19 protein-coding genes, 1 tRNA gene and 2 pseudogenes are annotated in these 23,906 nt (G+C 70.6%); 12 read left to right on the top strand and 10 right to left on the bottom strand.

Features of this window, described 5'->3' with window-relative positions:
• Positions 1-3: 3 nt before the first annotated feature.
• The gene (gene frc, locus ACIBAF_RS25555; protein WP_399466014.1) at positions 4-1,245 is read right to left on the bottom strand and encodes a formyl-CoA transferase; all 1,242 of its coding nucleotides are present in this window, start codon (positions 1,243-1,245) and stop codon (positions 4-6) included.
• Positions 1,246-1,264: 19 nt separating this feature from the next.
• Positions 1,265-2,947, bottom strand: coding sequence for a thiamine pyrophosphate-binding protein (locus ACIBAF_RS25550; protein ID WP_399465940.1), 1,683 nt, complete (start codon positions 2,945-2,947; stop codon positions 1,265-1,267).
• Positions 2,948-3,158: 211 nt separating this feature from the next.
• Here ACIBAF_RS25550 and sucC point away from each other — a divergent pair.
• From sucC to ACIBAF_RS25505, 9 genes and pseudogenes are all read left to right on the top strand, one after another.
• Positions 3,159-4,277, top strand: a pseudogene (sucC, locus tag ACIBAF_RS25545) (ADP-forming succinate--CoA ligase subunit beta); the annotation flags it as partial.
• A gap of 14 nt (positions 4,278-4,291) precedes the next feature.
• Positions 4,292-5,176, top strand: coding sequence for a succinate--CoA ligase subunit alpha (sucD, locus tag ACIBAF_RS25540; protein ID WP_399465938.1), 885 nt, complete (start codon positions 4,292-4,294; stop codon positions 5,174-5,176).
• A gap of 141 nt (positions 5,177-5,317) precedes the next feature.
• Positions 5,318-6,859 (top strand): aldehyde dehydrogenase family protein, encoded by a 1,542-nt coding sequence (locus ACIBAF_RS25535; protein WP_399465936.1) that lies wholly within the window; start codon positions 5,318-5,320, stop codon positions 6,857-6,859.
• 301 nt (positions 6,860-7,160) lie between these two features.
• Positions 7,161-7,245 (top strand) — tRNA-Leu (locus ACIBAF_RS25530).
• Positions 7,246-7,737: 492 nt separating this feature from the next.
• Positions 7,738-8,910 carry an ATP-binding protein gene (locus tag ACIBAF_RS25525; protein ID WP_399465934.1) on the top strand — a complete coding sequence of 391 codons (1,173 nt, stop codon included), beginning with the start codon at positions 7,738-7,740 and terminating at the stop codon, positions 8,908-8,910.
• The gene (locus ACIBAF_RS25520) at positions 8,907-9,308 is read left to right on the top strand and encodes a roadblock/LC7 domain-containing protein (protein WP_334575450.1); all 402 of its coding nucleotides are present in this window, start codon (positions 8,907-8,909) and stop codon (positions 9,306-9,308) included. Before ACIBAF_RS25525 ends, ACIBAF_RS25520 begins: the two co-directional genes overlap by 4 nt.
• Entirely contained in the window at positions 9,305-9,682 is a 378-nt protein-coding gene (locus ACIBAF_RS25515) for a DUF742 domain-containing protein (protein ID WP_057601661.1), read from the top strand. The genes ACIBAF_RS25520 and ACIBAF_RS25515 overlap by 4 nt, the downstream gene beginning before the upstream one ends.
• Positions 9,657-10,250 (top strand): ATP/GTP-binding protein, encoded by a 594-nt coding sequence (locus tag ACIBAF_RS25510; RefSeq protein WP_079658517.1) that lies wholly within the window; start codon positions 9,657-9,659, stop codon positions 10,248-10,250. Before ACIBAF_RS25515 ends, ACIBAF_RS25510 begins: the two co-directional genes overlap by 26 nt.
• 8 nt (positions 10,251-10,258) lie before the next feature.
• Positions 10,259-11,602 (top strand): cytochrome P450, encoded by a 1,344-nt coding sequence (locus ACIBAF_RS25505; protein WP_399465931.1) that lies wholly within the window; start codon positions 10,259-10,261, stop codon positions 11,600-11,602.
• A gap of 118 nt (positions 11,603-11,720) precedes the next feature.
• On the opposite strand, the gene ACIBAF_RS25500 is transcribed toward ACIBAF_RS25505, so the two are convergent.
• The 7 genes from ACIBAF_RS25500 to ACIBAF_RS25470 form a co-directional block, all read right to left on the bottom strand.
• The gene (locus ACIBAF_RS25500; RefSeq protein ID WP_399466012.1) at positions 11,721-13,007 is read right to left on the bottom strand and encodes a flavin-containing monooxygenase; all 1,287 of its coding nucleotides are present in this window, start codon (positions 13,005-13,007) and stop codon (positions 11,721-11,723) included.
• A gap of 142 nt (positions 13,008-13,149) precedes the next feature.
• Positions 13,150-13,851: a GntR family transcriptional regulator gene (locus ACIBAF_RS25495; protein ID WP_399465929.1), complete on the bottom strand. Its 702-nt coding sequence runs from the start codon at positions 13,849-13,851 to the stop codon at positions 13,150-13,152.
• Positions 13,852-13,942: 91 nt separating this feature from the next.
• On the bottom strand, positions 13,943-14,944 hold the full coding sequence (locus ACIBAF_RS25490) for a proline racemase family protein (RefSeq protein ID WP_399465927.1): 1,002 nt from the start codon (positions 14,942-14,944) through the stop codon (positions 13,943-13,945).
• 24 nt (positions 14,945-14,968) lie between these two features.
• Entirely contained in the window at positions 14,969-15,892 is a 924-nt protein-coding gene (locus tag ACIBAF_RS25485; protein WP_399465925.1) for a dihydrodipicolinate synthase family protein, read from the bottom strand.
• 84 nt (positions 15,893-15,976) lie between these two features.
• On the bottom strand, positions 15,977-17,407 hold the full coding sequence (locus ACIBAF_RS25480; RefSeq protein ID WP_399465923.1) for an NAD(P)/FAD-dependent oxidoreductase: 1,431 nt from the start codon (positions 17,405-17,407) through the stop codon (positions 15,977-15,979).
• Entirely contained in the window at positions 17,400-17,699 is a 300-nt protein-coding gene (locus tag ACIBAF_RS25475) for a (2Fe-2S)-binding protein (protein WP_399465921.1), read from the bottom strand. The genes ACIBAF_RS25480 and ACIBAF_RS25475 overlap by 8 nt, the downstream gene beginning before the upstream one ends.
• Positions 17,696-18,859, bottom strand: coding sequence for an NAD(P)/FAD-dependent oxidoreductase (locus ACIBAF_RS25470; protein ID WP_399465919.1), 1,164 nt, complete (start codon positions 18,857-18,859; stop codon positions 17,696-17,698). The genes ACIBAF_RS25475 and ACIBAF_RS25470 overlap by 4 nt, the downstream gene beginning before the upstream one ends.
• A gap of 589 nt (positions 18,860-19,448) precedes the next feature.
• Here ACIBAF_RS25470 and ACIBAF_RS25465 point away from each other — a divergent pair.
• Together ACIBAF_RS25465 and ACIBAF_RS25460 are read left to right on the top strand one after the other, a co-directional pair.
• A complete protein-coding gene (locus tag ACIBAF_RS25465; RefSeq protein ID WP_399465917.1) occupies positions 19,449-20,153 on the top strand; it encodes a DNA polymerase beta superfamily protein in 705 nt (234 codons plus the stop codon).
• Between the two features lie 364 nt (positions 20,154-20,517).
• Positions 20,518-22,713 (top strand): elongation factor G, encoded by a 2,196-nt coding sequence (locus ACIBAF_RS25460; RefSeq protein WP_399465915.1) that lies wholly within the window; start codon positions 20,518-20,520, stop codon positions 22,711-22,713.
• Between the two features lie 55 nt (positions 22,714-22,768).
• Here ACIBAF_RS25460 and ACIBAF_RS25455 read toward each other — a convergent pair.
• Positions 22,769-22,971: pseudogene (locus tag ACIBAF_RS25455) on the bottom strand (hypothetical protein); the annotation flags it as partial.
• Positions 22,972-23,050: 79 nt separating this feature from the next.
• Here ACIBAF_RS25455 and ACIBAF_RS25450 point away from each other — a divergent pair.
• The gene (locus tag ACIBAF_RS25450) at positions 23,051-23,905 is read left to right on the top strand and encodes an alpha/beta fold hydrolase (RefSeq protein WP_399465914.1); all 855 of its coding nucleotides are present in this window, start codon (positions 23,051-23,053) and stop codon (positions 23,903-23,905) included.
• The last annotated feature ends 1 nt before the right edge of the window (position 23,906 follow it).

Genomic DNA, 23,906 nt, shown 5'->3' with positions numbered 1-23,906 from the left:
ACGTCAGATCACCCCGTTCGACTTGAGCAGGCGCAGCTCCTCGTCCCCGAGGCCGAGTTCGCCGATGTACACCTCTTCGTTGTGCTCGCCGAGCAGCGGTGAGCCGGTCACCTCGACGGGGGAGTCGGAGAGCTTCAGCGGGCTGCCCACGGTCACGAACTCGCCGCGCTGCGGATGCGGCACGCGGACCACCATCCCGTTGGCGGCCAGCGACTCGTCCTCGATGATCTCCTTGGTGGACAGGATCGGGCCGCACGGGATGTTGTGGGCGTTGAGCCGCTCCAGCACCTCCCACTTGGGCAGCGTCGAGGACCACTCCTCGATCAACTGGAACATCTTGTTCAGCTTGGGCAGCCGGGCCCGCGGCGACGCCCACTCGGGGTCGTCGGCCAGCTCGGGCCGGCCGATGAGCTCGCTGATCGGCTGCCAGCCGACCGGCTGCACGATGACGTACACGTAGTCGTTCGGCCCGCCCGGCGCGCACTTCACGGCCCAGCCGGGCTGGCCGCCGCCGGACGCGTTTCCGGACCGGGGAACCTCCTGGCCGAAGTCGTCGTTGGGATATTCAGCGAGCGGCCCGTGTGCCAGGCGTTGCTGGTCCCGCAGCTTCACCCGGCACAGGTTGAGTACGGCGTGCTGCATGGCCACGTTGACCCGCTGACCGCGCCCGGTGTTCTCGCGCTGGTACAGCGCCGCGAGAATCCCCGCCACGGCGTGCACCCCTGTCCCCGAGTCCCCGATCTGGGCCCCCGTCGCCAGCGGCGGTCCGTCCTCGAAACCGGTGGTCGACATCGACCCGCCCATGGCCTGAGCGACGACCTCGTACGCCTTGAAGCCCGTGTACGGGCCGTCCCCGAACCCCTTGATGGAGGCATACACGATCCGCGGATTGATCTCCTGGATGCGGTCCCAGGTGAAGCCCATGCGGTCGACCGCGCCCGGTCCGAAATTCTCGACCATGACGTCGGAGCGCCGGATCAGCTCGGTGAGGATCTCCTTGCCGCGCTCGGTCTTGGTGTTGAGGGTGATGCTCCGTTTGTTGCAGTTGAGCATCGTGAAGTAGAGCGAGTCGACGTCCGGGAGGTCACGCAACTGCCCGCGCGTGATGTCACCGGAGGGCGCCTCCAGCTTGACGACGTCCGCGCCGAGCCAGGCGAGCAGCTGGGTCGCGGACGGCCCCGACTGGACGTGCGTCATGTCGAGGACGCGGATGCCTTCGAGAGCCTTGCCGGCCGTTCCTGTCATCGGGGTCATCGGGGGCACCTCACTTGTACATCGTCTGGTTCATCGTTCCGGGGGCGTACGCGTCCGGGTCGACCCAGACGTTGATCAGGGAAGGTTTCCCGGACTCGCGGGCGCGCCTGAGCGCGGGGCCGATGTCGGCGGGGTCGCGCACCTCCTCGCCGTGACCGCCCAGCATCTGCGCGAACTTGTCGTAGTGGACGTCGCCGAGGGTGTTGCCGACGCGCGCGCGCTCCGGGCCGTACTTGGCGGCCTGGCCGTAGCGGATCTGGTTCATGGAGGAGTTGTTGCCGACGATGCCGACGAACGGGAGGTCGTAGCGGACGAGGGTCTCGAAGTCCCACCCGGTGAGGGAGAACGCGCCGTCGCCGAAGAGGGCGACGACCTCCTTGTCGGGCCGCGCCTGCTTCGCTGCGAGCACGAAGGGGACGCCGACGCCGAGGGTGCCCAGCGGGCCCGGGTCCATCCAGTGGCCCGGTGACTTGGGCTGCACGACCTGCCCGGAGAAAGTGACGATGTCACCGCCGTCGCCGATGTAGATCGAGTCCTCGGTGAGGAAGTCGTTGATCTCGCTGACCAGGCGGTAGGGATGGATCGGCGAGGAGTCCGACCTGAGGCTGGGCAACCGCTTCTCGATCGCGGTCTGCTCGGCGGCGCGCAGTTCGTCGAGCCACTCCTTGCGCTTCGACGCGCCCCCGTTGAGGCGCCCGGAGGCGGCCTCGGTCACCGACTTCAGCACCAGCCCGGCGTCGCCGACGATGCCGAGGTCGATGTCGCGGTTCTTGCCGACGGTGCGGTAGTCGAGGTCGATCTGCACGACGGTCGCGTCGGGGGAGAGCCGCTTGCCGTAGCCCATCCGGAAGTCGAAGGGCGTGCCCACAATGACGATCACGTCGGCGCCTGAGAAGGCGTACCGGCGCGACAGCTGAAAGTGGTGCGGGTCGCCGGGCGGCAGTGTGCCGCGGCCCGCGCCGTTCATGTACGCCGGGATGTTCAGCGTGCGTACCAGCTCGACGGCCGCCTCCGTCCCTCGCGTCGTCCACACCTGACTGCCCAGCAGGATGGCGGGCTTCTCGGCGTGCACCAGCAGGTCGGCGAGCTTCTCGACGGCTTCGGGGTCGCCGGCCGAGCGGGTGGAGGCGCGGTAGGCGCCGGGCCTGGGCACCCGGGCTTTCGCCGTCGGCACCTTGGCGTCGAGGACGTCGCGCGGGATCTCCAGGAAGGAGGGGCCGGGCGCGCCGTGGTAGCACTCGCGGAACGCCATCGACACCATGTCCGCCGCGCGGGCCGTGTCCGGCACGGCCGCGGCGAACTTGGTGATCGGCGTCATCATGTCGACGTGCGGCAGGTCCTGCAGGGACCCCATCTTGTGCTGGGTGAGCGCTCCCTGACCTCCGATCAGCAGCATCGGGGACTCCGCGCGGAAGGCGTTGGCGACACCGGTGACGGCGTCGGTGGTGCCGGGTCCGGCGGTGACGACCGCGCAGCCGGGCTTGCCGGTGATGCGTGCGTAGCCGTCTGCGGCGTGGGCGGCGACCTGTTCGTGGCGTACGTCGACGACTTCTATGCCCTCGTCGACGCAGCCGTCGTAGATGTCGATGATGTGGCCGCCGCACAGGGTGTAGATGCGGTCGACCCCCTCTGCCTTCAGCGCCTTGGCAACGAGATGACCACCGGAGATCACGTCCTGGGTGTCGTCGGGCATGGCGAAGTCCTGTCCCTTCGTATGGGGATGGGATGCAGTCGTCGGTACATTGCATACAGTCGACGAATACTGTATGAAGCTTGTTATCCCGCATCCGGTGGGTGGTGTCCAGGGGGCGTGCGGCACTTTCGGCCATCGGAGTTCGGCCTCGCAACGGCTCGGCGGACTTCGGACTCGACTTCGCAGACGGGAGCCCGAGATGGACCTGTAGGAACACCAGGCAAGGCAACTCTTCGAGGAACACGGCATCGCGGTGCCATGGGCCGAGGTGACCGATTCACCCAAGGAGGCGCGCGAGATCGCCCGGCGGCTCGGCGGGCGAGTGGTGGTGAAGGCCCAGGTCAAGACCGGAGGCCGGGGCAAGGCGGGAGGCGTCAAGCTCGCCGCTGATCCGGCCGCGGCCGAGCTGACAGCCCGCCAGATGCTCGGCACGGACATCAAGGGGCACACGGTCGGCGCGGTGATGCTGGCCCAACCCGTGGACATCGAGGCGGAGTTCTACGTCTCCTACGTGCTGGACCGCGCGGCCGGCCGTTTCCTCGCGATCGCCTCCGCCGAGGGCGGCATGGAGATCGAGGCGGTCGCCGCCGCCAGGCCCGAGGCGGTCGCCCGCATCCCCGTCGACCCGACGCAGGGCGTCACCTCGGCGAAGGCCGGCGAGATCGCCGAAGCTGCGGGACTGCCGCCGCAGACCGTGGACGTCCTGACCCGGCTGTGGCAGGTGCTGATCCGGCAGGACGCCCTCCTGGTCGAGGTCAACCCGCTCGTGCGCACCCGCCAGGGACAGATCCTCGCCCTCGACGGCAAGGTCACCCTCGACGACAACGCGTCGTTCCGACAGGCGCGTTGGAGTACGGAGGCCGTGGAGCAGGGCGACGCGTTGGAGGCGGCGGCCGCGGCCAAGGGCCTCACCTACGTGAAACTGGACGGCGAGGTCGGCATCATCGGCAACGGCGCCGGACTCGTCATGTCGACCCTCGACGTGGTCGCCGGCTGCGGCGCCCGCCCCGCCAACTTCCTCGACATCGGCGGCGGCGCGTCCGCCCGCATCATGTCCGACGGTCTGTCGGTGATCCTCTCCGACCCCGCCGTGAGGTCGGTCCTCGTCAATGTCTTCGGCGGCATCACCGCGTGCGACGCGGTCGCCGACGGCATCGTGCGCGCCCTGGACACCGTACGGCTGACCAAACCGCTCGTCGTCCGCCTGGACGGCAACAACGCGGCCCGGGGGCGGGCGATCCTCGACGGGCGCCGGCATCCCCTGGTCGAGCAGGCCACCACCATGGACGGCGCCGCCCGCCGGGCCGTCCAACTCGCCACCGCAGCCTGAGGAGTCCGGACGCCATGGCCATCTACCTCACCCAGGAAAGCAAGGTCCTCGTCCAGGGCATGACCGGCGGCGAGGGCATGAAGCACACCCGGCGCATGCTCGCCGCCGGCACGAACATCGTCGGCGGCGTCAACCCGCGCAAGGCCGGCCGGACCGTCGGCTTCGGCGAGCGGACGGTGCCCGTCTTCGGGTCGGTCGTCGACGGTATGCAGGCGACCGGTGCCGACGTCACCGTCGTCTTCGTACCGCCCGCCTTCGCCATAGCCGCCGTCATCGAGGCCGCCGACGCCGGGGTCGGTCTCACCGTCGTCATCACCGAGGGCATACCGGTCCATGACGCGGTCGCCTTCACCGCCCACGCGGCGGCCCGCGGGACCCGCGTCATCGGCCCCAACTGCCCCGGCCTGATCACCCCCGGCCAGTCCAACGCGGGCATCATCCCCGCCGACATCACCAAGCCGGGCCGCATCGGTCTGGTCTCCAAGTCGGGCACGCTCACCTACCAACTCATGTACGAACTGCGCGACATCGGCTTCTCGACCTGTGTCGGCATCGGCGGCGACCCGGTCGTCGGCACCAGCCACATCGACTGCCTGGCCGCCTTCGAGGAGGACCCCGACACCGAGCTCGTCGTCCTCATCGGAGAGATCGGCGGCGATGCGGAGGAACGGGCCGCCGCCTACATCCGCGAGCACGTCACCAAGCCCGTCGTCGGCTACATCGCCGGCTTCACCGCGCCCGAGGGCCGCACCATGGGGCACGCGGGCGCGATCGTGTCCGGCGCCTCGGGGACGGCGCAGGCGAAGAAGGCTGCGCTGGAGGCGGCGAGCGTACGCGTGGGCGTCACACCCACCGAGACCGCGCGCCTCGCGCTGGCCGCACTGGAACAAGGAGTGTGACGTCCCTCACAGGCCACCGGCGGCCGCCCTCCGAAGTCGCGTGCCCTGCCGACCCCTCCGGCACCCGCCCCGTCCGTCCCGCACCAACCCAGCACCGCACCAACCCCGCCCCCGACCGTGCACCGAGAGCGGAGCAGCCCCATGACCACCACCCTCACCCTCAAGTCAGGAACCTCCTGGCCCGACGCCTGGCGGCGCTGCCTCGCCGTCGCCCCGGAGGCCTTTCGCGGCGACCGCGTCCTCAACCGCTGGAACGCCTCCTGGCAGGCCGACGGCCGGGTACTGCCGGCTGCCACTCCGGTGGACGGCAGCCCGATCGCCGGCCCGCCCCGACTGGACCGGGGCACCGCCCACCGAGCCGTCCGCGCCTGTCTGGACCAGCACCGCGCCTGGCGGCACGTCCCACTGGAGGAACGCCGCGCCCGTATCGCGGCCACCCTCGACGCCCTCGCCGAACACCGAGAGCTCCTCGCACTCCTCCTCGTATGGGAGATCGGCAAGCCGTGGCGGCTCGCGCAGGCGGACGTCGACCGGGCCGTCGACGGCGTGCGCTGGTACGTCGACGGCATCCACCCCATGTTGAACGGACGGGCCCCGCTGGACGGCCCGGTCTCCAACATCGCGAGCTGGAACTACCCGATGAGCGTGCTCGTTCACGCATTGCTGGTACAGGCACTGGCAGGCAACGCGGTCATCGCCAAGACCCCGACCGACGGCGGTGTCGCCTGTCTGACCCTGGCCTGTGCGCTCGCCGCCCGCGAGGGCGTCCCCGTCACCCTCGTCAGCGGCAGCGGGGGAGAGCTGTCCCAGGCGCTGGTGCGAGCGCCCGAGATCGGCTGCGTCTCCTTCGTCGGCGGCCGCGACACCGGCGCCGCGGTGGCCACGGCCGTCGCCGACCTCGGCAAGCGACATGTACTCGAACAGGAAGGACTCAACACCTGGGGTATCTGGAACCACTCGGACTGGGACGCCTTCGCCGCGGTCGTCCCGAGGCTCTTCGACTACGGCAAGCAACGCTGCACGGCGTACCCGCGATTCGTCGTCCAGCGCGCGCTGTTCGACGAGTTCCTGACGGCGTACCTCCCGGCGGTGCGCACCCTGACGCTCGGACATCCGCTCGCCGTCGAGAAGCGCGACGACCCCTACCCACGGCTGGACTTCGGGCCGGTGATCAACGTGGCCAAGGCCAAGGAACTCCACGACCAGGTCGCCGAGGCCATCGACCGGGGGGCGGTCCCGCTGTACCGCGGCCGTCCGGCCGACGCCCGCTTCCTGCCCGGCCAGGACACCTCGGCGTACGTCCAACCGGTCACGCTCCTTGGCCCGCCGCCGTCCTCGCCCCTGCACCACGCGGAGCCGTTCGGTCCGGTCGACACCATCGTCCTCGTCGACACGGAGGCGGAGTTGCTGGCCGCCATGAACGCGTCCAACGGGGCGCTCGTCGCCACCCTGTCCACGGACGACCGGGCCACCTACGACCGACTGGCCCCGCAGGTCCGTGCCTTCAAGGTCGGCCACGGCACGCCCCGCTCCCGCGGCGACCGCGACGAGCTCTTCGGCGGCTTCGGCGCGTCCTGGCGAGGCGCGTTCGTAGGCGGGGAACTGCTGGTCCGCGCGGTGACACGAGGCCCGGCCGGGGAGCGGCTGCCCGGAAACTTCCCGGAGTACCAGCAGATGCCCTGACTGCCCACCGGAGGTCGCGCTGTCGCCGTGCCGACGGCGGGCCGACGGCGGGCCGGCATCCTGGCGGGCCAGGCTGCGCCTGACGCGGCGGGTGCCCTCAGTCAGATCGAGACGCCCGCCCGCGGTACGACCGCGGCGGCCTGAGCGTGGAGCGATCGTGCCGTCACCCGGCGTGAGGCGTTCACGGCGGCGCCCTGCCCCCTGCGTGGCCAGCGGATATGCAGGTGAAACGCACTCCGAAAGCTTGGTATTGTTGTCCATGTCGCCGCGGGAAACACTCTCGCATGGCGGCAGACACCTGGTCCGGGTGGCGGAATGGCAGACGCGCTAGCTTGAGGTGCTAGTGCCCTTTATCGGGCGTGGGGGTTCAAGTCCCCCCTCGGACACTCTCACTCTCCGCATCGAGCGGATTTCGCTCGGTGATCATCGGTGATCAGTCAGTGCCCGCATTCGGCGTCCCGCCGGGTGCGGGTTTTGTTGTGTCCGTATCCATTGCCGCCCGAATGTCGCGGAAGCCCGTTTATCGGTTGTCCTGTCACGGCGCCCGGCGCTCTCGTCTGGGCGCCGCTTCCGGGTGCTGCTTCCCAGGCTCGCGCCGGCCGGTCGTCGGGTACTCGTCGGTTGCTCGCCGGCTGAAGCCGACAGGTTATTGACAGATCGTCAATGTTCATCTCTGCCAGCAGATTGACGGTCTATGGCCCGTTCTTGTGGTGATACGATCACGCTCGCTTGTAGAGCGGGCGGATGGGTGCAAGACGACATCTCCGACTACGGGGACAGTCCGGGCGGTCACCCCGGTGCGGGCGGTCCGCCGGTCCACCCGCATTGACGGGAATTCAGCAACTGGCCGTCAGTCGAGGCCGCCTGAAGAGAGTCTTATGACTGATTACATACAGAACCCGGTACTCTGGGCTCTCCTCGTCGCCGTACTCGTTGCAGTCACCCTCATTGTTCGTCAGCGCAGGGTGGCGCGCGCCTTAAGGCAGGAGATCGCGGGGCTCAAGTCCCACTACTCCGCGTTGGAAAACGAGTACGCGCAATCCGTCGAGGCAGCTCAGGAACGAGCCGAAGAGGCTACGAAAACGGTCCTCAAGTCCGCGATGCGGACCCTTCAGGGCCTGGCCGCGGAACAGCAGTTGATTGTCTCCCGGCTGCAGAACAAATACGGCGAGTCGGTCATCCTCCAGGACCTCCTGGAGATCGACCACACGAACTCGCAGTTCGGCCGGCGCGCCCAGTCCATCGCCGTGCTCTGCGACGGCTGGCTGGGGCGCGCACGCGATGTCGCGTCCGTCTACGACGTGGTGCGCAGCGCCCAGGGCAGGGTTCGCCACTACCGGCGGGTGGAGATTCTCTCGCAGGTCGACTTCGGCGTCACGAGCCGTGCCGTCGAACCGGTCGCCCTGGCCCTCGCCGAGCTCCTCGACAACGCCACGAGCTACTCCAGCCCGGACACCGTCGTCGAAATCAACATTCGTACCGTGCCCAAGGGCATTTGCATCGTCGTCGACGACGCCGGTGTCGGTATGAACGACGAAGAGCGCACCCGTGCCGACAAACTCCTCGCCAGCGATCGGGTCTCGGGCGTCTCCGCACTCGGCAACCCGCCGCAGTTCGGCTTCGCCGTGATCGGTGTGCTCAGCGAGCGCTTCGGCTTCGAGGTGTCCGTGGACTCCACCTCCCCCTACGGAGGCGTCCGGGCGGTGCTCCTCCTGCCGCACGACCTGCTCACCAACGCGCCCGAGCAGAAGGAGCCTGCTCCGGCCGTCGCTCCCACCGTCACCGCCACGGGCTTCAATGGCCCCGAAGGCGCGCTGACCGCCAACACCACCACCGCCGACGGCCTGCCGAAGCGGCGGCGCAAGCGGCCCATGGCCATCGTGCCGGGCAGCGCGTCCGCCCCCACTCCCGCCCGCTCGGGCGCCGAGACGGCGGCGATCATGGGCGCCTTCCAACGGGGTACCCAGTCGGGCCGGGCCACGCCTGCGGATCCCGCTGACAAGTCGAGCAGTACACGTGGTGCAAGCAGCGAAGGGCATGAGGTCTCGTGAACGACGATCTGTCATGGATGCTTGACAGTGCCTTGGAGATTCCCGGGGCCCTGCACGCCGTCCTGATCTCCGCCGACGGCCTGCTGATGGCCCGGACGCAGGATTTCGACAAGGACGACGCGGACCGCGTGGCCGCCGCGATGAGCGGCGTGCAGTCGCTCAGCCGCTCGCTCGCGTTCTTCTGTGAGGACCCGCAGATGCGGTGGCGGCAGACGGTGGTCGAGTTCGACGGGGGCTGGGTCTTCCTGATCTCCGCCGGCGAGGGCGCCTACCTCGGCGTCTCGGCCGCCCCGGACATCGACATGCAGGACATCACCTTCCGGATGCAGCAGCTCGTCGGCCAGCTCGGCAAGGCCCTGATGACACCGCCGCGCGAGAACCTCGGCGCACGGTCATGAAGGGCTTCGACGAACTGGAGCCCCAGACACCGGAGTTAGTGCGTCCGTACGTCATCACCAAGGGGCGCGGGCTGCCCGACGAAGGGCAGCTCTCCCTCATCACCCTGGTCACGGCGGCCGCCGATCACGAGCAGCGGCCGACCCGCCTGTCCCCCGAGGAGCAGAACCTGTTGGACCTGTGCTCGGCCGGCTACCTCTCGGTCGCCGAGATCGCCGGGCACACCCAACTGCCCCTGGGCGTGGTGAAGATCCTCCTGGCCGCCCTCACAGAAGGCGGCTACCTCATCACCCGCCCGCCCGTGCAGCGGGCGCCGCTCGCCGACCGGGACATCCTGGAGGAGGTGCTGAATGGTCTCAGGGCCAAGTTTGGATGAACAGGCGTACGTCCGCGACGGGGCTACGCAGACAGCGGTGAAGATCCTCGTCGTGGGCCACTTCGCGGTCGGCAAGACCACGTTCATCGGGGCGATCTCCGAGATCGAGCCGCTGACCACCGAGGAGACGATGACGCGGGCCGCCGAGTCCGTCGACGACCTCAAGGGAGTCCAGGGCAAGACCACCACCACGGTGGCCATGGACTTCGGCCGTCTGACCATCAGCGACCGCGTCGTGCTGTACCTGTTCGGAACGCCGGGCCAGCAGCGCTTCGTCCAGATGTGGGAGGACATGGCACGCGGCGCGCTCGGCGCGCTGGTGCTCGTCGACCCCGAGCGACTCGCGGACTCCTTCGCCGTGATCGACCTCATCGAGCAGTACGGACTCGACTACGCCATCGCCGTCAACCACTTCGACGGCTCGCCCCTGCGCGACGAGATGGCCCTGCGCGACGCACTGGACCTGCTCGACGACACCCCCGTCGTCACCTGCGACGCACGAGACGAGAAGTCCTCGGCAGAAGCGCTGATCACCCTCGTCCGTCACCTGCAGGACCGTGCCCACTAGGAGCAGACATGGACGCCCAACCCACCGCCCCCGTGCCCCCTCCAGGTTGCCCGGCGCACCAGCCCGGCGGCCGAGTGCCGCTCTACGGACCGGAGTACGCGGCCGACCCGGAGCCCTACTACACCTACCTGCGGCACTACGGGCCGACCGCGCCCGTGGAGATCGCCCCGGGAGTAGAGGCCACCCTCGTCACCGACTACGCCACCGCCCTCCAACTCCTCCAGGACTCCGGCTCCTTCCGCAAGGACGCACGCCGCTGGCGGGACCTCAACGAAGGCCGGATCGCCCCCGACAGCCCCGTTCTGCCCGTGCTCGCCTACCGGCCCAACTGCATGTCCTCCGACGGCGCCGAACACCTGAGGCTGCGTCAGTCCATCTCGGACAGCATGGCGCGCATCGATCCGATGCGGCTGAGCCAGAGCGTCGAGCGGATCTCCGACTTCCTCATCTCCCAGTTCAGCGAACGCGGTTCGGCCGACCTGATCGGCTCCTACGCCAAGCAGCTCCCGCTGTTCGTGTTCAACGAGCTCTTCGGCTGCACCGCCGACATCGGCGACCGCGTCTTCTTCGGCATCTCCGGCATGTTCGACGGCATCAACGCCGAGAAGGCCAGCCAGGTGTTGTTCGAGGCCGTGGGCGAACTCGTCGCGCTCAAGCGGCGCAAGCCCGGCGAGGACGTCACCTCCTGGCTGCTGAAGCATCAAACCCGTCTGTCTGACGAGGAGATGGTGCATCAGGTCTCCCTGCTGCTGGGCGCGGGAGCCGAGCCCCTGGTCAACCTCATCGGCAACACCCTGCACCGAATCCTCACCGACGACCGGTACGCCCACGAGGGCGGGCTGATCGAGGAGGCGATGGACGACACGTTGTGGGAGAACCCGCCCATGACGAACTTCGCCGCCCACTACCCGGTGTCCGACATGGAGTTCGCCGGTCAGAAGCTCACCGCCGGTGACCTGATGCTGGTCAGCATCGCCGCCGCCAACACCGGTCCCACGCTGTCGGCGGCCCGCAAGGCCGGCAGCAACCGTGCACACCTCGCCTGGAGCGCGGGCCCGCACGCCTGCCCTTCGAAGGAACCCGCCCGGCAGATCGTCGTGTCGGCCGTCGAGAACCTTCTCAACCGCCTTCCCGACGTCGAACTCAGCGTTCCAGAAGGCAGTCTGACCTGGCGTCAGGGAGCCTTCAGCCGTGGCCTCGTCACGCTCCCGGCCCGGTACACGCCGGTAAAACCGGTGATTCGTCCGAGCCGGCAGACCACCACGCAGGCACCGGCGCGCGAGACCGCCGGCGCGGTCCGCCACGAACAGGCCGGAGTGTGGAGCAAGTTCCTCAACTGGCTGACCAAGTGACGCGCCGCACTCACAGCCTTCCAGCCAACTAGATACCCGCCCTTCGGGGCGGGTATCTGCTTGTCGGCGTCCCGGCTCCCGGCGTCCCGGCGTCCCGGCGTCCCGAGCCCGTCCGACCTCATTCCTCGCGCAGCTCCTGCAGATACGGCGCCACGTTGACCTGGATCGACGCGCTGTCCCGCTGCCCGTACTGACCCGCGACTCCGCTCAGGTACGCGGCGATCTCCTTGCGCATGACCTCCGCCTCCGGCAGCACCGCATCGCCGTTGACGAGCCGCGCGATCCACCGCGCCTGCGCCTCCACCAGCCGCGTGATCGAACCGACCGGGCGCACCAGACCGACGAAGAACAGTCCGGGACGGCCCGGGGCGACGACCCGCTTGTACAGCTCGACCGAGCCCTGCGGGCCGACCGGGCAGCCGGGCTCCAGGAACGGGAAGGTCATCTGGTAGCCGGTGCAGTACACGATCGCGTCGGCCCTGACCGACGTGCCGTCGACGAAGGAGACCCGGCCGCCGTCGACGGCGGCGATCGACGGTTTCGGGGTGACCGCGCCATGGCGGATACGGCTGAGGATCTCGTCGGAGATGGTGACGGCCGAGGCGAAGACCGGGTGGTCCGGCTCGGGCAGCCCGTGGTCGCGGAGTCTGCCGCGGGCGATCAAGAGGGCCTGTTCGATGAAACGGCGCTGCTCCGCCAGGGACATGCTGATCCACCACGGCGCGTCGGCGATCTCGTCGAGCGCCATGCCGAACAACTGCTTGGGCATGATGTGCAGTCCCCGGCGCGCCGAGAGGACGGTCAGCTCGGCGTGCCGGGAGAGGTCCGCGGCGATGTCCACCGCCGAGTTGCCGAGCCCCACGACGATGACGCGCTGTCCGGCGAATGCGCTGCCGTCGAGGTAGTCGAGAGAATGGCGAATCGTTCCTGTGAACGTTTCGGCGCCCTTCGGCAGTGCGGGCATCGAGGGTTCCGAGTTGTGCCCGGAGGCGACGATCACATGCGTGAAGCTGCGGGACGACGTCGTGCCGTCGGCATCCCGGCTGACGACCGTCCACCCACCGTCGGCCTTCTGCCGTACGGACTCCACGGTCGTCCCCAGCTCGATGCGGTCCCGTATGCCGGCCCACTCGGCGAACGAGCGTAGATAGGCGGCGATTTGACTGTGCCGGGGGTAGAGCGGGTAGGAGGCGGGCATCGGGAAGTCCGCGTACCCCGTGAGGTGCTTGGCGGTGTTGAGGTGCAGCGACAGATAGCCGGGACCGCGCTCGCCCGCCTGCGGCCGACGCCAGAGCCCGCCGACGTCACTCGACTGCTCCAGGCAGACGAAGTCGACACCGGCGCTCTTCAGGGCGTGTGCCGTCGCCAGCCCCGACAGTCCCGCACCGATCAGACACAGACGCACGGATTCCCCCACGGGATAGACACCATCCTTTCGCGCACGGGCAAGTGACTGCCCAAGCGGCGCTGCGCCCACTCTTCTCCCGCCCGCGACAAGGATCACAGGACGTTTTGGGGGCGCCGGGGGTATCTGAGCGGAGGGCGGCCTACTCCCGGGCTGACGCCCACAAACCCCGGACATGCCCCAGATGCCGTGTCATGACCTCGCGAACGGCCCGTTCGTCGCGCGTCAGCAGGGCGTCCAGAAGCTCCAGGTGTTCTTCGGCGGAGGCCAGCAGACGGCCCGAGGCGGAGAGCGCGGTCAGGCCGTACAGGCGGGCACGGCCGCGCAGTTCCCGGACGACTTCGACGAGATGGGCGTTACCGGCCAGGGCGAGCAGGCCCAGGTGGAAGCGGGTATCGGCCTCGACGTAGGCGATGAGATCGCCCGCGACCGCGGCGGCGACGATCTCCCGGGCGGCGGGGCGGAGCGCCTCCAGCGACACCGGGTCGGCGCTCGTCGCCAGCGCCGCCACCGTGGGGATCTCGATCAGCGCGCGGACGTGCGTGTACTCGTCGAGCTGCCGGTCGGAGACCTCCGTGACCCGGAACCCCTTGTTGGGGACCGCGTCCACCAGGCCCTCCTTGGCGAGATCCAGCATCGCCTCGCGGACCGGCGTCGCCGAGACGCCGAAGCGGGTGGCGAGGGTCGGCGCCGAGTACACCTCGCCGGGCCGCAGTTCACCCGCGATCAGCGCGGCCCGCAGGGCGTCCGCGACCCGCTCGCGGTAGCTGCTGCGGCGCCCGCCGAGCACGGGGAGCGACGGCTCGGCGGGCGGCTGACTGCTGCTCACGGGCGGCGGGGCCATGGTGGGTCTCCTCGGAAACGGGCTGTGCCATCGCACTGTGCCATGTCACGTAGTACGACCCTCAGTATCTACGGTGGTGGAGGCCCCGGTGTCACAGGACGAACCCCTCCGGGAAGGGGTCCGTCGGATCCAGCAGGTACTGGGCCGTTCCCGTGATCCAGGCGCGGCCGGTGAAGCTGGGCAGTACCGCCGGGCGGCCGGCGACCTCCGTCGTGCCGAGCAGCCGCCCAGTGAAGCGGGTTCCGATGAACGACTCGTTCACGAACTCGGTGCGCAACGGCAGCTCGCCCCGAGCGTGCAGTTGCGCCATGCGTGCACTGGTCCCCGTACCGCAGGGCGAGCGGTCGAACCAGCCGGGGTGGATGGCCATCGCATGCCGCGAGTGCCGGGCGGTGGCGCCGGGCGCGTACAGGTGGACGTGGTGGCAGCCGCGGATGGACGGGTCCTCGGGGTGGACCGGCTCCTCCTCGGAGTTGATCACCTCCATCAGCGACAGGCCGGCCTGCAGGATGTCGTCCTTGCGGGCGCGGTCGAAGGGCAGCCCGAACTCCTCCAGCGGCAGGATCGCGTAGAAGTTGCCGCCGTACGCCAGGTCGTATGTCACGCTGCGGCCGTCGGGCAGGGTCGCCTTGCGGTCCAGCGCGACCGCGAAGGAGGGGACGTTCTGCAAGGTCACGGAGGTGGCCGCGCCGTCCTCGACCGTCACCTCGGCGACGACGAGTCCCGCCGGGGTGTCCAGCCGGATGGTGGTGACCGGTTCGACGACCTCCACCATGCCCGTCTCGACGAGCACCGTCGCCACTCCGATCGTGCCGTGCCCGCACATCGGCAGATAACCGGAGACCTCGATGTAGACGACGCCCCAGTCGCAGTCCGGCCGGGTGGGCGGCTGGAGGATCGCGCCGCTCATCGCGGAGTGCCCGCGCGGCTCGTTCATCAGCAACTGCTTGACGTCGTCGCGGTGTTCACGGAAGTACAGCCGCCGCTCGTTCATCGTCGCGCCGGGAATGGTGCCGATCCCGCCGGTGATCACTCGGGTGGGCATGCCCTCGGTGTGCGAGTCGACGGCGTGCAGGACGAGCTTGCTGCGCATGAAGTCCCCTTGTCCGGTGCGGAGTTACGCGAGCCCTGCGGCGACGGCCTTTTCGGTGGCCGCGCGGACCGTCGCCTCCTGGTCCGGCAGCAGCGGGACCCGTGGCGGACGGCAGCCGCCGCCATAGCGACCCACGACGTCCATCGAGAGTTTGATCGCCTGGACGAACTCGACGCGGGAGTCCCAGCGCAGCAGTGGGTGGAGCTGACGGTAGAGGGGGAGCGCCGTGGTGAGATCACCGGCGACGGCCGCCCGGTACAACTCCACCGAGGCCTTCGGCAGCGCGTTGGGGTAGCCCGCCACCCAGCCCTTGGCCCCCGCCACGGCCAACTCCAGCAGCACATCGTCGGCACCGATCAACAGGTCCAGTTCGGGGGCGAGTTCGGCGATCCGGTAGGCGCGGCGGACATCGCCGGAGAACTCCTTGACGCCGTGGATGAGACCCTCGCCGTGCAGCCGCGCCAGCAGTTCGGGCACGAGGTCGACCTTGGTGTCGATCGGGTTGTTGTACGCCACCACCGGCAGGCCCGCCCGGGCGACCTCCGCGTAGTGGGCCACGACGGCACGCTCGTCCGCGCGGTAGGCGTTGGGCGGCAGCAGCATCACCGCTTCGCAGCCCGCCTCGGCGGCCTGCTCGGCCCAACGGCGGGCCTCCGCAGAGCCGTACGCGGCGACCCCGGGCATCACCCGCGCCCCGCCGATCGCGGCCACCGCCGTCTCCACCACCCTGGTGCGTTCCTCGGGCGTGAGCACCTGGTACTCGCCCAGCGAGCCGTTGGGTACGACGCCGTCACACCCGTTCGCCACCAGCCAGGAGCAGTGCTCGGCGTACCGGTCGTAGTCGACGGAGAGGTCGCGGTTGAGCGGGAGCGCGGTGGCGACGAGGACACCATGCCAAGGGCGAAGCTGGGGAGTGGAGGGTCCGGGGGGAGGGGTGGGGGCGGTCATCCTGGTTCCCTTTCACGTGGCGCGATGAGTGGTGAGCGCATGAGTGGTGAGCGCGATGAGGGGGAGCGAGTGGTGTGTGACATATCACTGGGTGGTGGGTGTGGGGTCCGTCGGCGGGGCGGCCAGCACCCCCAGGGGCACGGGGCGGGCCAACAGCCGTCGGGCCGGGGTGAGCTCACAGCCCCCGACACCGGCCACGCCGGGCTCGCACATCCGGCCCTGGCACCAGCCCATCCCGGCCCGGGTCAGCAGTTTCACGGTGCGCAGGTCACCCGCGCCGAGTGTGCCGACGGCCTCGCGGACGGCGCCCGCGGTGACCTCCTCGCAGCGGCACACGACCGTCTCGTCGGTCACCTGGTCCGTCCACCGGACGGGCCGTGCCGCATACGCGCCGTCCAGTGCCGCGAAGAAGGCCCGTAGCCGGCTCCGGTCCCGCGCGGCCGGCGCCCACGCCCGCGGGTCGGGAGCCGTGCCGGTCAGCCTGGCCGCCGCCGACCGTCCGGCGATATGCCCCTCGGCGAGCGACAGGGCCGCGCCGCCGATGCCCGTGGTCTCGCCCGCGGCCCAGACGCCGGGGACGTCGGTGCGCTGCTCGTCGTCGACGCGCACGCCCGGCCCGTCGAGGCGACAGCCGAGGCCATCCGCGAGATCGGTGTGCGGCAGCAGGCCGTGCCCGACGGCGAGCGTGTCGCAGGGCACACGTCGCTCGGAACCGGGCATCGGCCGGCCCTCGGCGTCCAGCGCGGCGACGGTGACATACTCCAGCCGTTCGGCGCCGTGCGCTTCCAGCACCATGTGCCGGGCCTTCACCGGGATGCCGTGACGCAGGAGTCGGGCCGCGTACCCGGCCCCTTCGGCCAGCTTCTGAGGGGCGGTGGCCCAGGCCGGGGCGCGACGTACGAAGTTCCCCGGCCCGGCCGACTCGACCAGGGCGACGACCCGCGCTCCCGCAGCGGCGAGGCCGGCCGCGACGGGCAGCAGCAGGGGGCCCGTGCCGGCCACGACCGCCGTACGGCCGGGCAGCACGAGCCCGCCCTTCAACAAGGCCTGGGCGCCGCCCGCGGTGATCACACCGGGCAGGGTCCAGCCGGGGAACGGCAGGACCTTCTCGTAGCCGCCGGTGGCCAGCAGCACCCCGTCGGCGTGGACCGCGACGGACTCCTCCTGCTCCGGACCCAGCAGTGCATGCACGGTGAAGCCGTGTGATCCGCCGGAACCCTTCGACTCCCTTTCCACACACCACACATGACGGTCCCTCAGGTATGTGACGCGTCCGGTGGCGAGGTGGGTGTCGAGTCCGGCCCGCAGTCGCTCCCAGGTGCGCCACTGGTGGTGGAGTGCCTGGGGACGGCGGGCGCCGAGTGCGGGCGCGGGCTGCCGGTAGAACTGTCCGCCCGCCTCGGCGGCGGAGTCGATCAGCACCACCCGCACGTCGTGCGCAGCGGCTGCCGACGCGGCGGCGAGCCCGGCCGGGCCCGCGCCGATCACCGCGAGCACCGGGCGCCGCTCAGTCATCGTGCCCCGTCCCTTGCTGCGTACGGATGTCCGCGCCCGGCGCGGCCGGCACCAGGCAGGCGCGTTGGTTGGGGCGGCCGTCGACGGTCACCAGGCAGTCGAAGCACGCGCCGATCCCGCAGAAGACTCCACGCGCACGCCCTCCGCCCCGCGTGGTGCGCCAGGCCGTGACCCCGGACGACCACAGCGCGGCGGCGATCGTCTGCCCCGGCAGCGCCTCGATCTCCCGGCCGTCGAAGGTGAGGGTGAACGGGGCGCCGGGGCGCGCCCGGACCAGCTTCAGCGGGTTCACGGCGCGGCCTCCTGGGCGAAGCGGTCGAAGCGGTCGGGGCGGAACGGCGCCAGGCTCAGTTCCGGGCGCTTGCCGGCGAGCGTCTGCGCGATCAGGTGGCCGGTGCCGGTGGCGAGCCCGATGCCCGCGCCCTCGTGGCCGCAGGCGTGGAACAGTCCGGGGACGCGGGGATCGGGTCCGATGGCGGGGAGGTGGTCGGGCATGTACGGGCGGAAGCCGAGATACGTGCGCATCGCCCGTACGTGCTCCAGGAACGGGAACAGGCGCGTCGCCCCCGCCGCCAGGGCGCGGACGACCGGCAGCGAGAAGGACCGGTCGAAGCCGACCCGTTCGCGGCTCGCGCCGATCAGCACCGGCCCGGCGGCGGTCCCCTCGACGACCGGTGAGGTCTGCAGGGCGGCCGAGTCGCTCGCCACGTCGGCCACGTAGTCGGCGGCGTACACCTTGTGCCGCACCCGGCGCGGCAGCGGTTCGGTGACCAGCACGAAGCCCCGGCGGGGGAGTACGGGCAGCCGCACCCCCGCCAGTTCCGCGACCTCCGCACCCCAGGTCCCGGCCGCGTTCACCACGACCGGCGCAAGGATGTCGCCCTGGTCGGTCCGGACGCCCCGGACGGCGCCGTCGGCGCCGCGCAGGATCCGTGTCACGGTGCGACCGGTCTCCAGCCGCGCGCCCGAGGACCGTACGAGGTGCGCGGCGGCAAGAGTGGGCATGACCTGGGCGTCCTGCGGATACAGCACGCCGCCCGCGAGGCCGGGTGCCAAGTACGGTTCCAGGTCGTGGAGTTGGTCCGCTTCGACGTGGACTGTCTCCACTCCGGACGCGCGCTGTCCGGCCGCGAGGGCCGTCAGGGCGGTGCGGGCCTCGGGGGCTGACGCGACCACGAGTCCGCCCTTGGGCTCGTACTCGACGGCCGTGCCCAGCTGTTGGGCCAGTTCGCCCCACAAGCGGCCGGACAGCAGGGCCAGTTGGAGCTCAGGACCGGGTTCCTTGTCGGAGACGAGGAGGTTGCCCTCGCCCGCGCCGGTGGTGCCGCCGGCCACGGGACCGCGGTCGACCAGTACCACCTCCAGCCCGGCACGGGCCGCGTACAGCGCGCAGGCGGCGCCCACCATGCCGGCGCCGACGACCACGACGTCACCGCTCGGTCGCTTGGGCACAGCAGTAATATGTCACATGGTTCTGCTGGGAGGAAGGAGGCCGGACACGGCAGGGCGCGGAGGCGCGATCAGTCGAACTGGCTGGGTTCCGGGGCAGCGCGATCCGTGCGCGGGCGTTCGTGAGCGGCTGGTCCGGGGACGCGGTGACGGTCCGCTGGGTGACGGGTCCGGCCGCGACGCCCGAGTCGGTCGACGCGCTGTCGCCCCGTTGGAGCAGGCCGCGGTGGCCAGCAGCGTTCCGCACGCCAGGACGGCAGCCGACACGCGCGCCGGACGAGCCGGACGGGCCCGACGGGCGGGGCGGGCAGGGCGGGCGGGACGACGGGCGAGCGGTGGTCACGGGCGCCTCCTGAGGACGGGGCCGGCTGCCCCTGTCCCTCACGGCACCACCGGCCAGGCCGCTCTACCAGTGCAATGAGCCGTACGGGTGAGGCGGCGGGCGCGGGGAGGGGTGCGGCCAAGGGCGGGGCGACCGGGCGGGCGCTGCCGGAAAATGCGAGGTGCTCGGGGCCGGCGCCGGGGCATTATGGCGGTCCCGTCGCCCCACCCGGCGGCGGTGATCAGCATCGGGGAACGTCCGGGGGCACCAGTGACCGTCACCAACATCCTGCTGTCCGGCGTCGTCGGCTCGACCGCCTACGGGCTCGCCCACGAAGGCTCCGACGTGGACCGCCTCGGCATGTTCGCCGCCCCCACCGAGGAACTGCACGGCCTGCACCGACCGCAGGAGTCGCACGTCAGCACCTCGCCCGACAACACCCTGCACGAGGCCGCGAAGTGGTGCCGGCTCGCCCTCGGCGGCAACCCGACGGTGATGGAACTCGTCTGGCTGCCGGACGAGTTGTACGAGGTGCGCACTCCCTTCGGTGAGGAACTCATCGCGTTGCGCGAGACGTTGCTCAGTGCGCGACGCGTCCGTGACGCCTACCTCGGCTACGCCACCCAGCAGTTCCGTAAACTCCAGAACCGCAGTGCAGGGACCCTCTCCGCGGGCGCCCGCAGCCGGACCGCCAAGCACGCCCGTCACCTCAAGCGGCTGTGCACTCAGGGCTACGAGCTGTACGCAACAGGGCAGTTGACGATTCGCGTCGAGGATCCGGAGAGCTACCACCGGTTCGGCGAACAGGTCGCCGCCGACCCGGAAGCGGCGCTGCCACTGCTGCGCGGATTCGAGGAGGCGTTCGCCGAGACGCGCAGCGTGCTGCCCGAACAACCCGACGACACGGCCGCCGACGCCTGGCTGCGTCGGGTGCGGAGGCAGTTCTACGCGGAGGCGCCGGGCCCGGTGCGATAAATCGCGTGCCGGGCGGGCACGTTCGCCCCTACACTCACCGAAGACCAAGCGCGGCCCACGATCAGGGCGCGCCGCACCGGTACGAACGAGGGGAGCCCGGCCATGCGTGACCATGCCGCTGTCGTCTCTCCCCGCTCCCGCTACGAGGTGATCCTCGTGTCTTCGTCCGTCCGGTGCTCGCTGCGCGGCCGGCGCCGGATGTCCTGACGAAGCTCTGAGTATCCCAACGCGCCGTCAATGACCTATATCTGACGGCGAGTCATGCATGTGTGCGTCATCCACTTGGACGTCATGCACGTGCTGCCTGCCTTCGTCCGGAAATCGCGCTGCCCGTTCTCGGAAACACCCCGAAAGGCCAAGGGCCGTGCGCAACAACCTCGACCGTCACCTCTCCACCGTGCGCAACCTGGGCATCCTCGCCCACGTCGACGCGGGCAAGACCACCGTCACCGAGCGGATCCTGTACGCCACCGGGACCACGCACAAGCGCGGCGAGGTCCACGACGGCACCACCATCACCGACTTCGACCCCCAGGAGCGCGACCGTGGCATCACCATTTTCGCTGCGGCCGTCAGCTGCGACTGGGACGGTCACCGCGTCAACCTGATCGACACCCCTGGGCACGTCGACTTCGCCGACGAGGTGGAGCGATCCCTGCGGGTACTCGACGGGGCGGTGGCGGTGTTCGACGCCGTCGCGGGCGTGGAGCCGCAGAGCGAGTCCGTGTGGCGGCAGGCCGACCGGCACGGCGTGCCCCGGATCGCGTTCGTCAACAAGCTCGACCGGGTCGGCGCCGACCTCGACGCCGCGGTGGCGTCGATCCGTGCCCGCCTGCATCCGGTCCCGCTGGTCGTACAGCTGCCGATCGGCACGGAGAACGACTTCACCGGCGTCGTCGACCTGCTCCGCATGCGGGCGCTGACCTGGAGCGACGACGGCGACCTGGCCGGCGGGACGGTCGTCGAGGCGGCGGTGCCGCAGGAGCTTCGCAAGGAGGCGCTGCGTCGGCGCCGGCTGCTGGAAGAGGCTGTGGCGGAGCGGCATCCGGCAGCGCTGGAGGAGTTCTGCGACCGGGAGACGCTGTCTGCCGAGACCCTCTCCGGAGCGCTGCGCGACCTGACCCGCACGGGTGACGGGGTGGTCGTGCTGTGCGGCTCGGCCTACCGCAACCGCGGCATCGAGCCGCTGCTGGACGCCGTCGTCTCCTATCTGCCGTCGCCGCTGGACATGCCGCCTGTACGCGGTACGCATGCCACCGGCCGCGGTATGCAGGGAGGCGTCGACCGTGTGCAGGAAGGCGCCGACCGTATGCAGGGAGGCGCCGACCGTATGCAGGATGCGCTCGGCGGTGTGCAGGATGTCGTCGGTGAGCAACGGCCCGCCGACCCCTCCGCGCCGTTCGCCGCCCTCGCGTTCAAGGTCAGCGCCACGCCCACCGGTCGGCTCACGTTCCTGCGGGTGTACTCGGGCACGATCGAGAAGGGGGACGCGGTGTGGGAGTCGGGTGCGCGGCGCACCGAGCGGATCGGACGGATCCTGCGGGTGCAGGCCGACCGGCACGCCCAGGTGGAGTGCGCGGTCGCCGGGGACATCGTGGCCGTGGTCGGGCTGAAGTCGGCGCGTGCGGGCTCCACCCTGTGCGCGCCGGAGGCGCCGATCGTCCTCGAACCGCCCGGCGTCGCCGAACCGGTCGTCTCCGTGGCGGTCGAGGCGCGGGCGAGCACCGACGCCGACCGGCTGGCCTCGGCGCTCGCGCGGCTGGCGGAGGAGGATCCGTCGCTGGTCGTCAGGACTGATCCGGAGACCGGTCAGACGGTGCTGTCGGGCATGGGTGAACTGCATCTGGAGGTCGCGGTGGAGAAGGTGCGCCGTGGACTCGGCCTGGAGGTCAACGTGGGGCGTCCGGAAGTGACTTATCGGGAGACGGTCGTCGGCGGGGTGTCCGGCCTGGTTTTCCGGCACGTCAAACAGGACGGTGGCGCAGGCCAGTTCGCGCATGTCGTGCTCGACGTCGAACCGCTCGACGCGGTCGGCGGCGAGAGCGCGGACAGCGACGTCGAAAGCGGTTTCGCGTTTCGTTCGGCCGTCGTGGGCGGTCGGGTGCCGCAGGAGTACGTCCGTGCCGTCGAGGCCGGCTGCAGGGATGCCCTTGCCGAGGGACCCCTGGGCGGGCACCCGGTCACCGGGCTGCGGGTCACCCTGACCGATGGGGCGACCCATGTGAAGGACTCCTCCGAGACCGCCTTCCGCACGGCCGGCCGGCTGGGGCTGCGGGAAGCCCTGCGCCGCTGTGTCATGGTCCTGCTGGAACCGGTTGTCGAGGTTTCCGTCACCGTTCCCGAGGACGCCGTCGGCGGAGTGCTCGGGGACCTGGCCGCTCGGCGCGGGAGGGTCACCGACTCGACCGTGCACGGTGGTTCGGCGGTGATCACCGCCACCGTGCCGCTGGCCGAGCTGTTCGGCTACGCGACCCGGCTGCGCAGCCGCACCCAGGGCCGAGGCACGTTCTCGGCCCGACCGACGGGATACGCCCCGGCGCCGGCGGCGGTCACCCGGTAGGTCCCGGATTCGGGAGGCGTAGGTCTGTGGTCCCCGGACCGTGGGCCTACGCCCCCTACGGCGTCGTACGTGGAGCTCCTGCGGCACCGCCGCCTCGACGACCGTCCCGCCGGCCAGGTCGCCGTCGTCGCTCCGCAGACGTTCCCGAAGTAGGCGGTCCGAGGTCGTTGATGAGTGCTCGTACGGGCCGTTGCCGCCGAGGGAGAGCACCAGCAGGTCGTGAAACCTCACGCCCGGCACGTTCGGGGCGGCGAAGCCGGGGGTTCGTTCGGGCCGGAGACGTCCCTGACGAGGAACCCGGTTGCCCGCCGCGCCCTCCGCTGTGAGGCTCTGTCCCATGTCGATCTTCACCGCCCCCGACGGAACCCGCCTCGCCCACCACGAGTCGGGGGACGGCCCGCCACTGGTCTGTCTGCCCGGTGGCCCCATGCAGTCCGCCGCCTACCTGGGCGACCTAGGCGGCCTCACCGCCCACCGCCGTCTGATCGGCCTGGACCTCAGGGGCACCGGCGAGTCGGCCGCCCCCGCGGACACCGCGTCGTACCGCTGCGACCGCCAGGTCGACGACGTCGACGCACTGCGCGAGCACCTCGGGCTCGACCGGATCGACATGCTCGCGCACTCCGGCGGGGCCAACCTGGCGATCCTGTACGCCACCCGTCACCCGGACCGTGTCAACCGGCTGCTGCTGATCACGCCGAGCGTGTACGCGGTCGGTCTCGGGATCACCGCCGAGGACCGTCTGACGACTGCGCGGCTGCGCGGGAGCGAGCCGTGGTTCGCCTCCGCCTACGCGGCGCTGGAGGATGTCACCGCCGACCGGGGCACCGCCGACTCCTGGCAGGCCATCGCCCCCTTCTTCCATGCCCGTTGGGACGAGGAGGCCCGGGCCTTCGATGAGGCGGGCGACCAGCAGAGGAACGCCGAGGCGGCAGCCGTGTACACCGCCGAGGGAGCCTTCGCCCCGACCGCGACCCGCGAAGCCCTCGCCGCCCTCCCGTCCCCTGTTCTGATCGTCGCGGGACAGGTGGATGTGGCGGGACCGCCGCGCGTGATGCGGCAGTTCGCGGAACTGTTCCCGAAGGCCGAGCTCGTCGTGCAGCCGGGGGCGGGGCACTTTCCGTGGCGGGACGATCCCGAGCGGTTCGTGACGACGGTGAAGCGTTTCACGGACGGTGGGTTGACGGCCTGAG

It is taken from the genome of Streptomyces sp. NPDC051677, assembly GCF_044453465.1.
Taxonomy (GTDB): Bacteria; Actinomycetota; Actinomycetes; order Streptomycetales; family Streptomycetaceae; genus Streptomyces.
The sequence above is the reverse complement of the archived record's forward strand: the minus strand, read 5'-3'. Positions and strand labels throughout refer to the sequence as shown.

Bases quoted from the DNA above. Each gene is read 5' to 3' on its own strand.
- ACIBAF_RS25505 (WP_399465931.1), top strand. From the start codon at position 10,259: ATGGACGCCCAACCCACCGCCCCCGTGCCCCCTCCAGGTTGCCCGGCG.
- ACIBAF_RS25495 (WP_399465929.1), bottom strand. From the start codon at position 13,851: ATGGCCCCGCCGCCCGTGAGCAGCAGTCAGCCGCCCGCCGAGCCGTCG.
- ACIBAF_RS25485 (WP_399465925.1), bottom strand. From the start codon at position 15,892: ATGACCGCCCCCACCCCTCCCCCCGGACCCTCCACTCCCCAGCTTCGC.
- ACIBAF_RS25535 (WP_399465936.1), top strand. From the start codon at position 5,318: ATGACCACCACCCTCACCCTCAAGTCAGGAACCTCCTGGCCCGACGCC.
- ACIBAF_RS25550 (WP_399465940.1), bottom strand. From the start codon at position 2,947: ATGCCCGACGACACCCAGGACGTGATCTCCGGTGGTCATCTCGTTGCC.
- ACIBAF_RS25480 (WP_399465923.1), bottom strand. From the start codon at position 17,407: ATGACTGAGCGGCGCCCGGTGCTCGCGGTGATCGGCGCGGGCCCGGCC.
- sucD (WP_399465938.1), top strand. From the start codon at position 4,292: ATGGCCATCTACCTCACCCAGGAAAGCAAGGTCCTCGTCCAGGGCATG.
- frc (WP_399466014.1), bottom strand. From the start codon at position 1,245: ATGACAGGAACGGCCGGCAAGGCTCTCGAAGGCATCCGCGTCCTCGAC.
- ACIBAF_RS25515 (WP_057601661.1), top strand. From the start codon at position 9,305: ATGAAGGGCTTCGACGAACTGGAGCCCCAGACACCGGAGTTAGTGCGT.
- ACIBAF_RS25490 (WP_399465927.1), bottom strand. From the start codon at position 14,944: ATGCGCAGCAAGCTCGTCCTGCACGCCGTCGACTCGCACACCGAGGGC.
- ACIBAF_RS25450 (WP_399465914.1), top strand. From the start codon at position 23,051: ATGTCGATCTTCACCGCCCCCGACGGAACCCGCCTCGCCCACCACGAG.
- ACIBAF_RS25525 (WP_399465934.1), top strand. From the start codon at position 7,738: ATGACTGATTACATACAGAACCCGGTACTCTGGGCTCTCCTCGTCGCC.
- ACIBAF_RS25510 (WP_079658517.1), top strand. From the start codon at position 9,657: ATGGTCTCAGGGCCAAGTTTGGATGAACAGGCGTACGTCCGCGACGGG.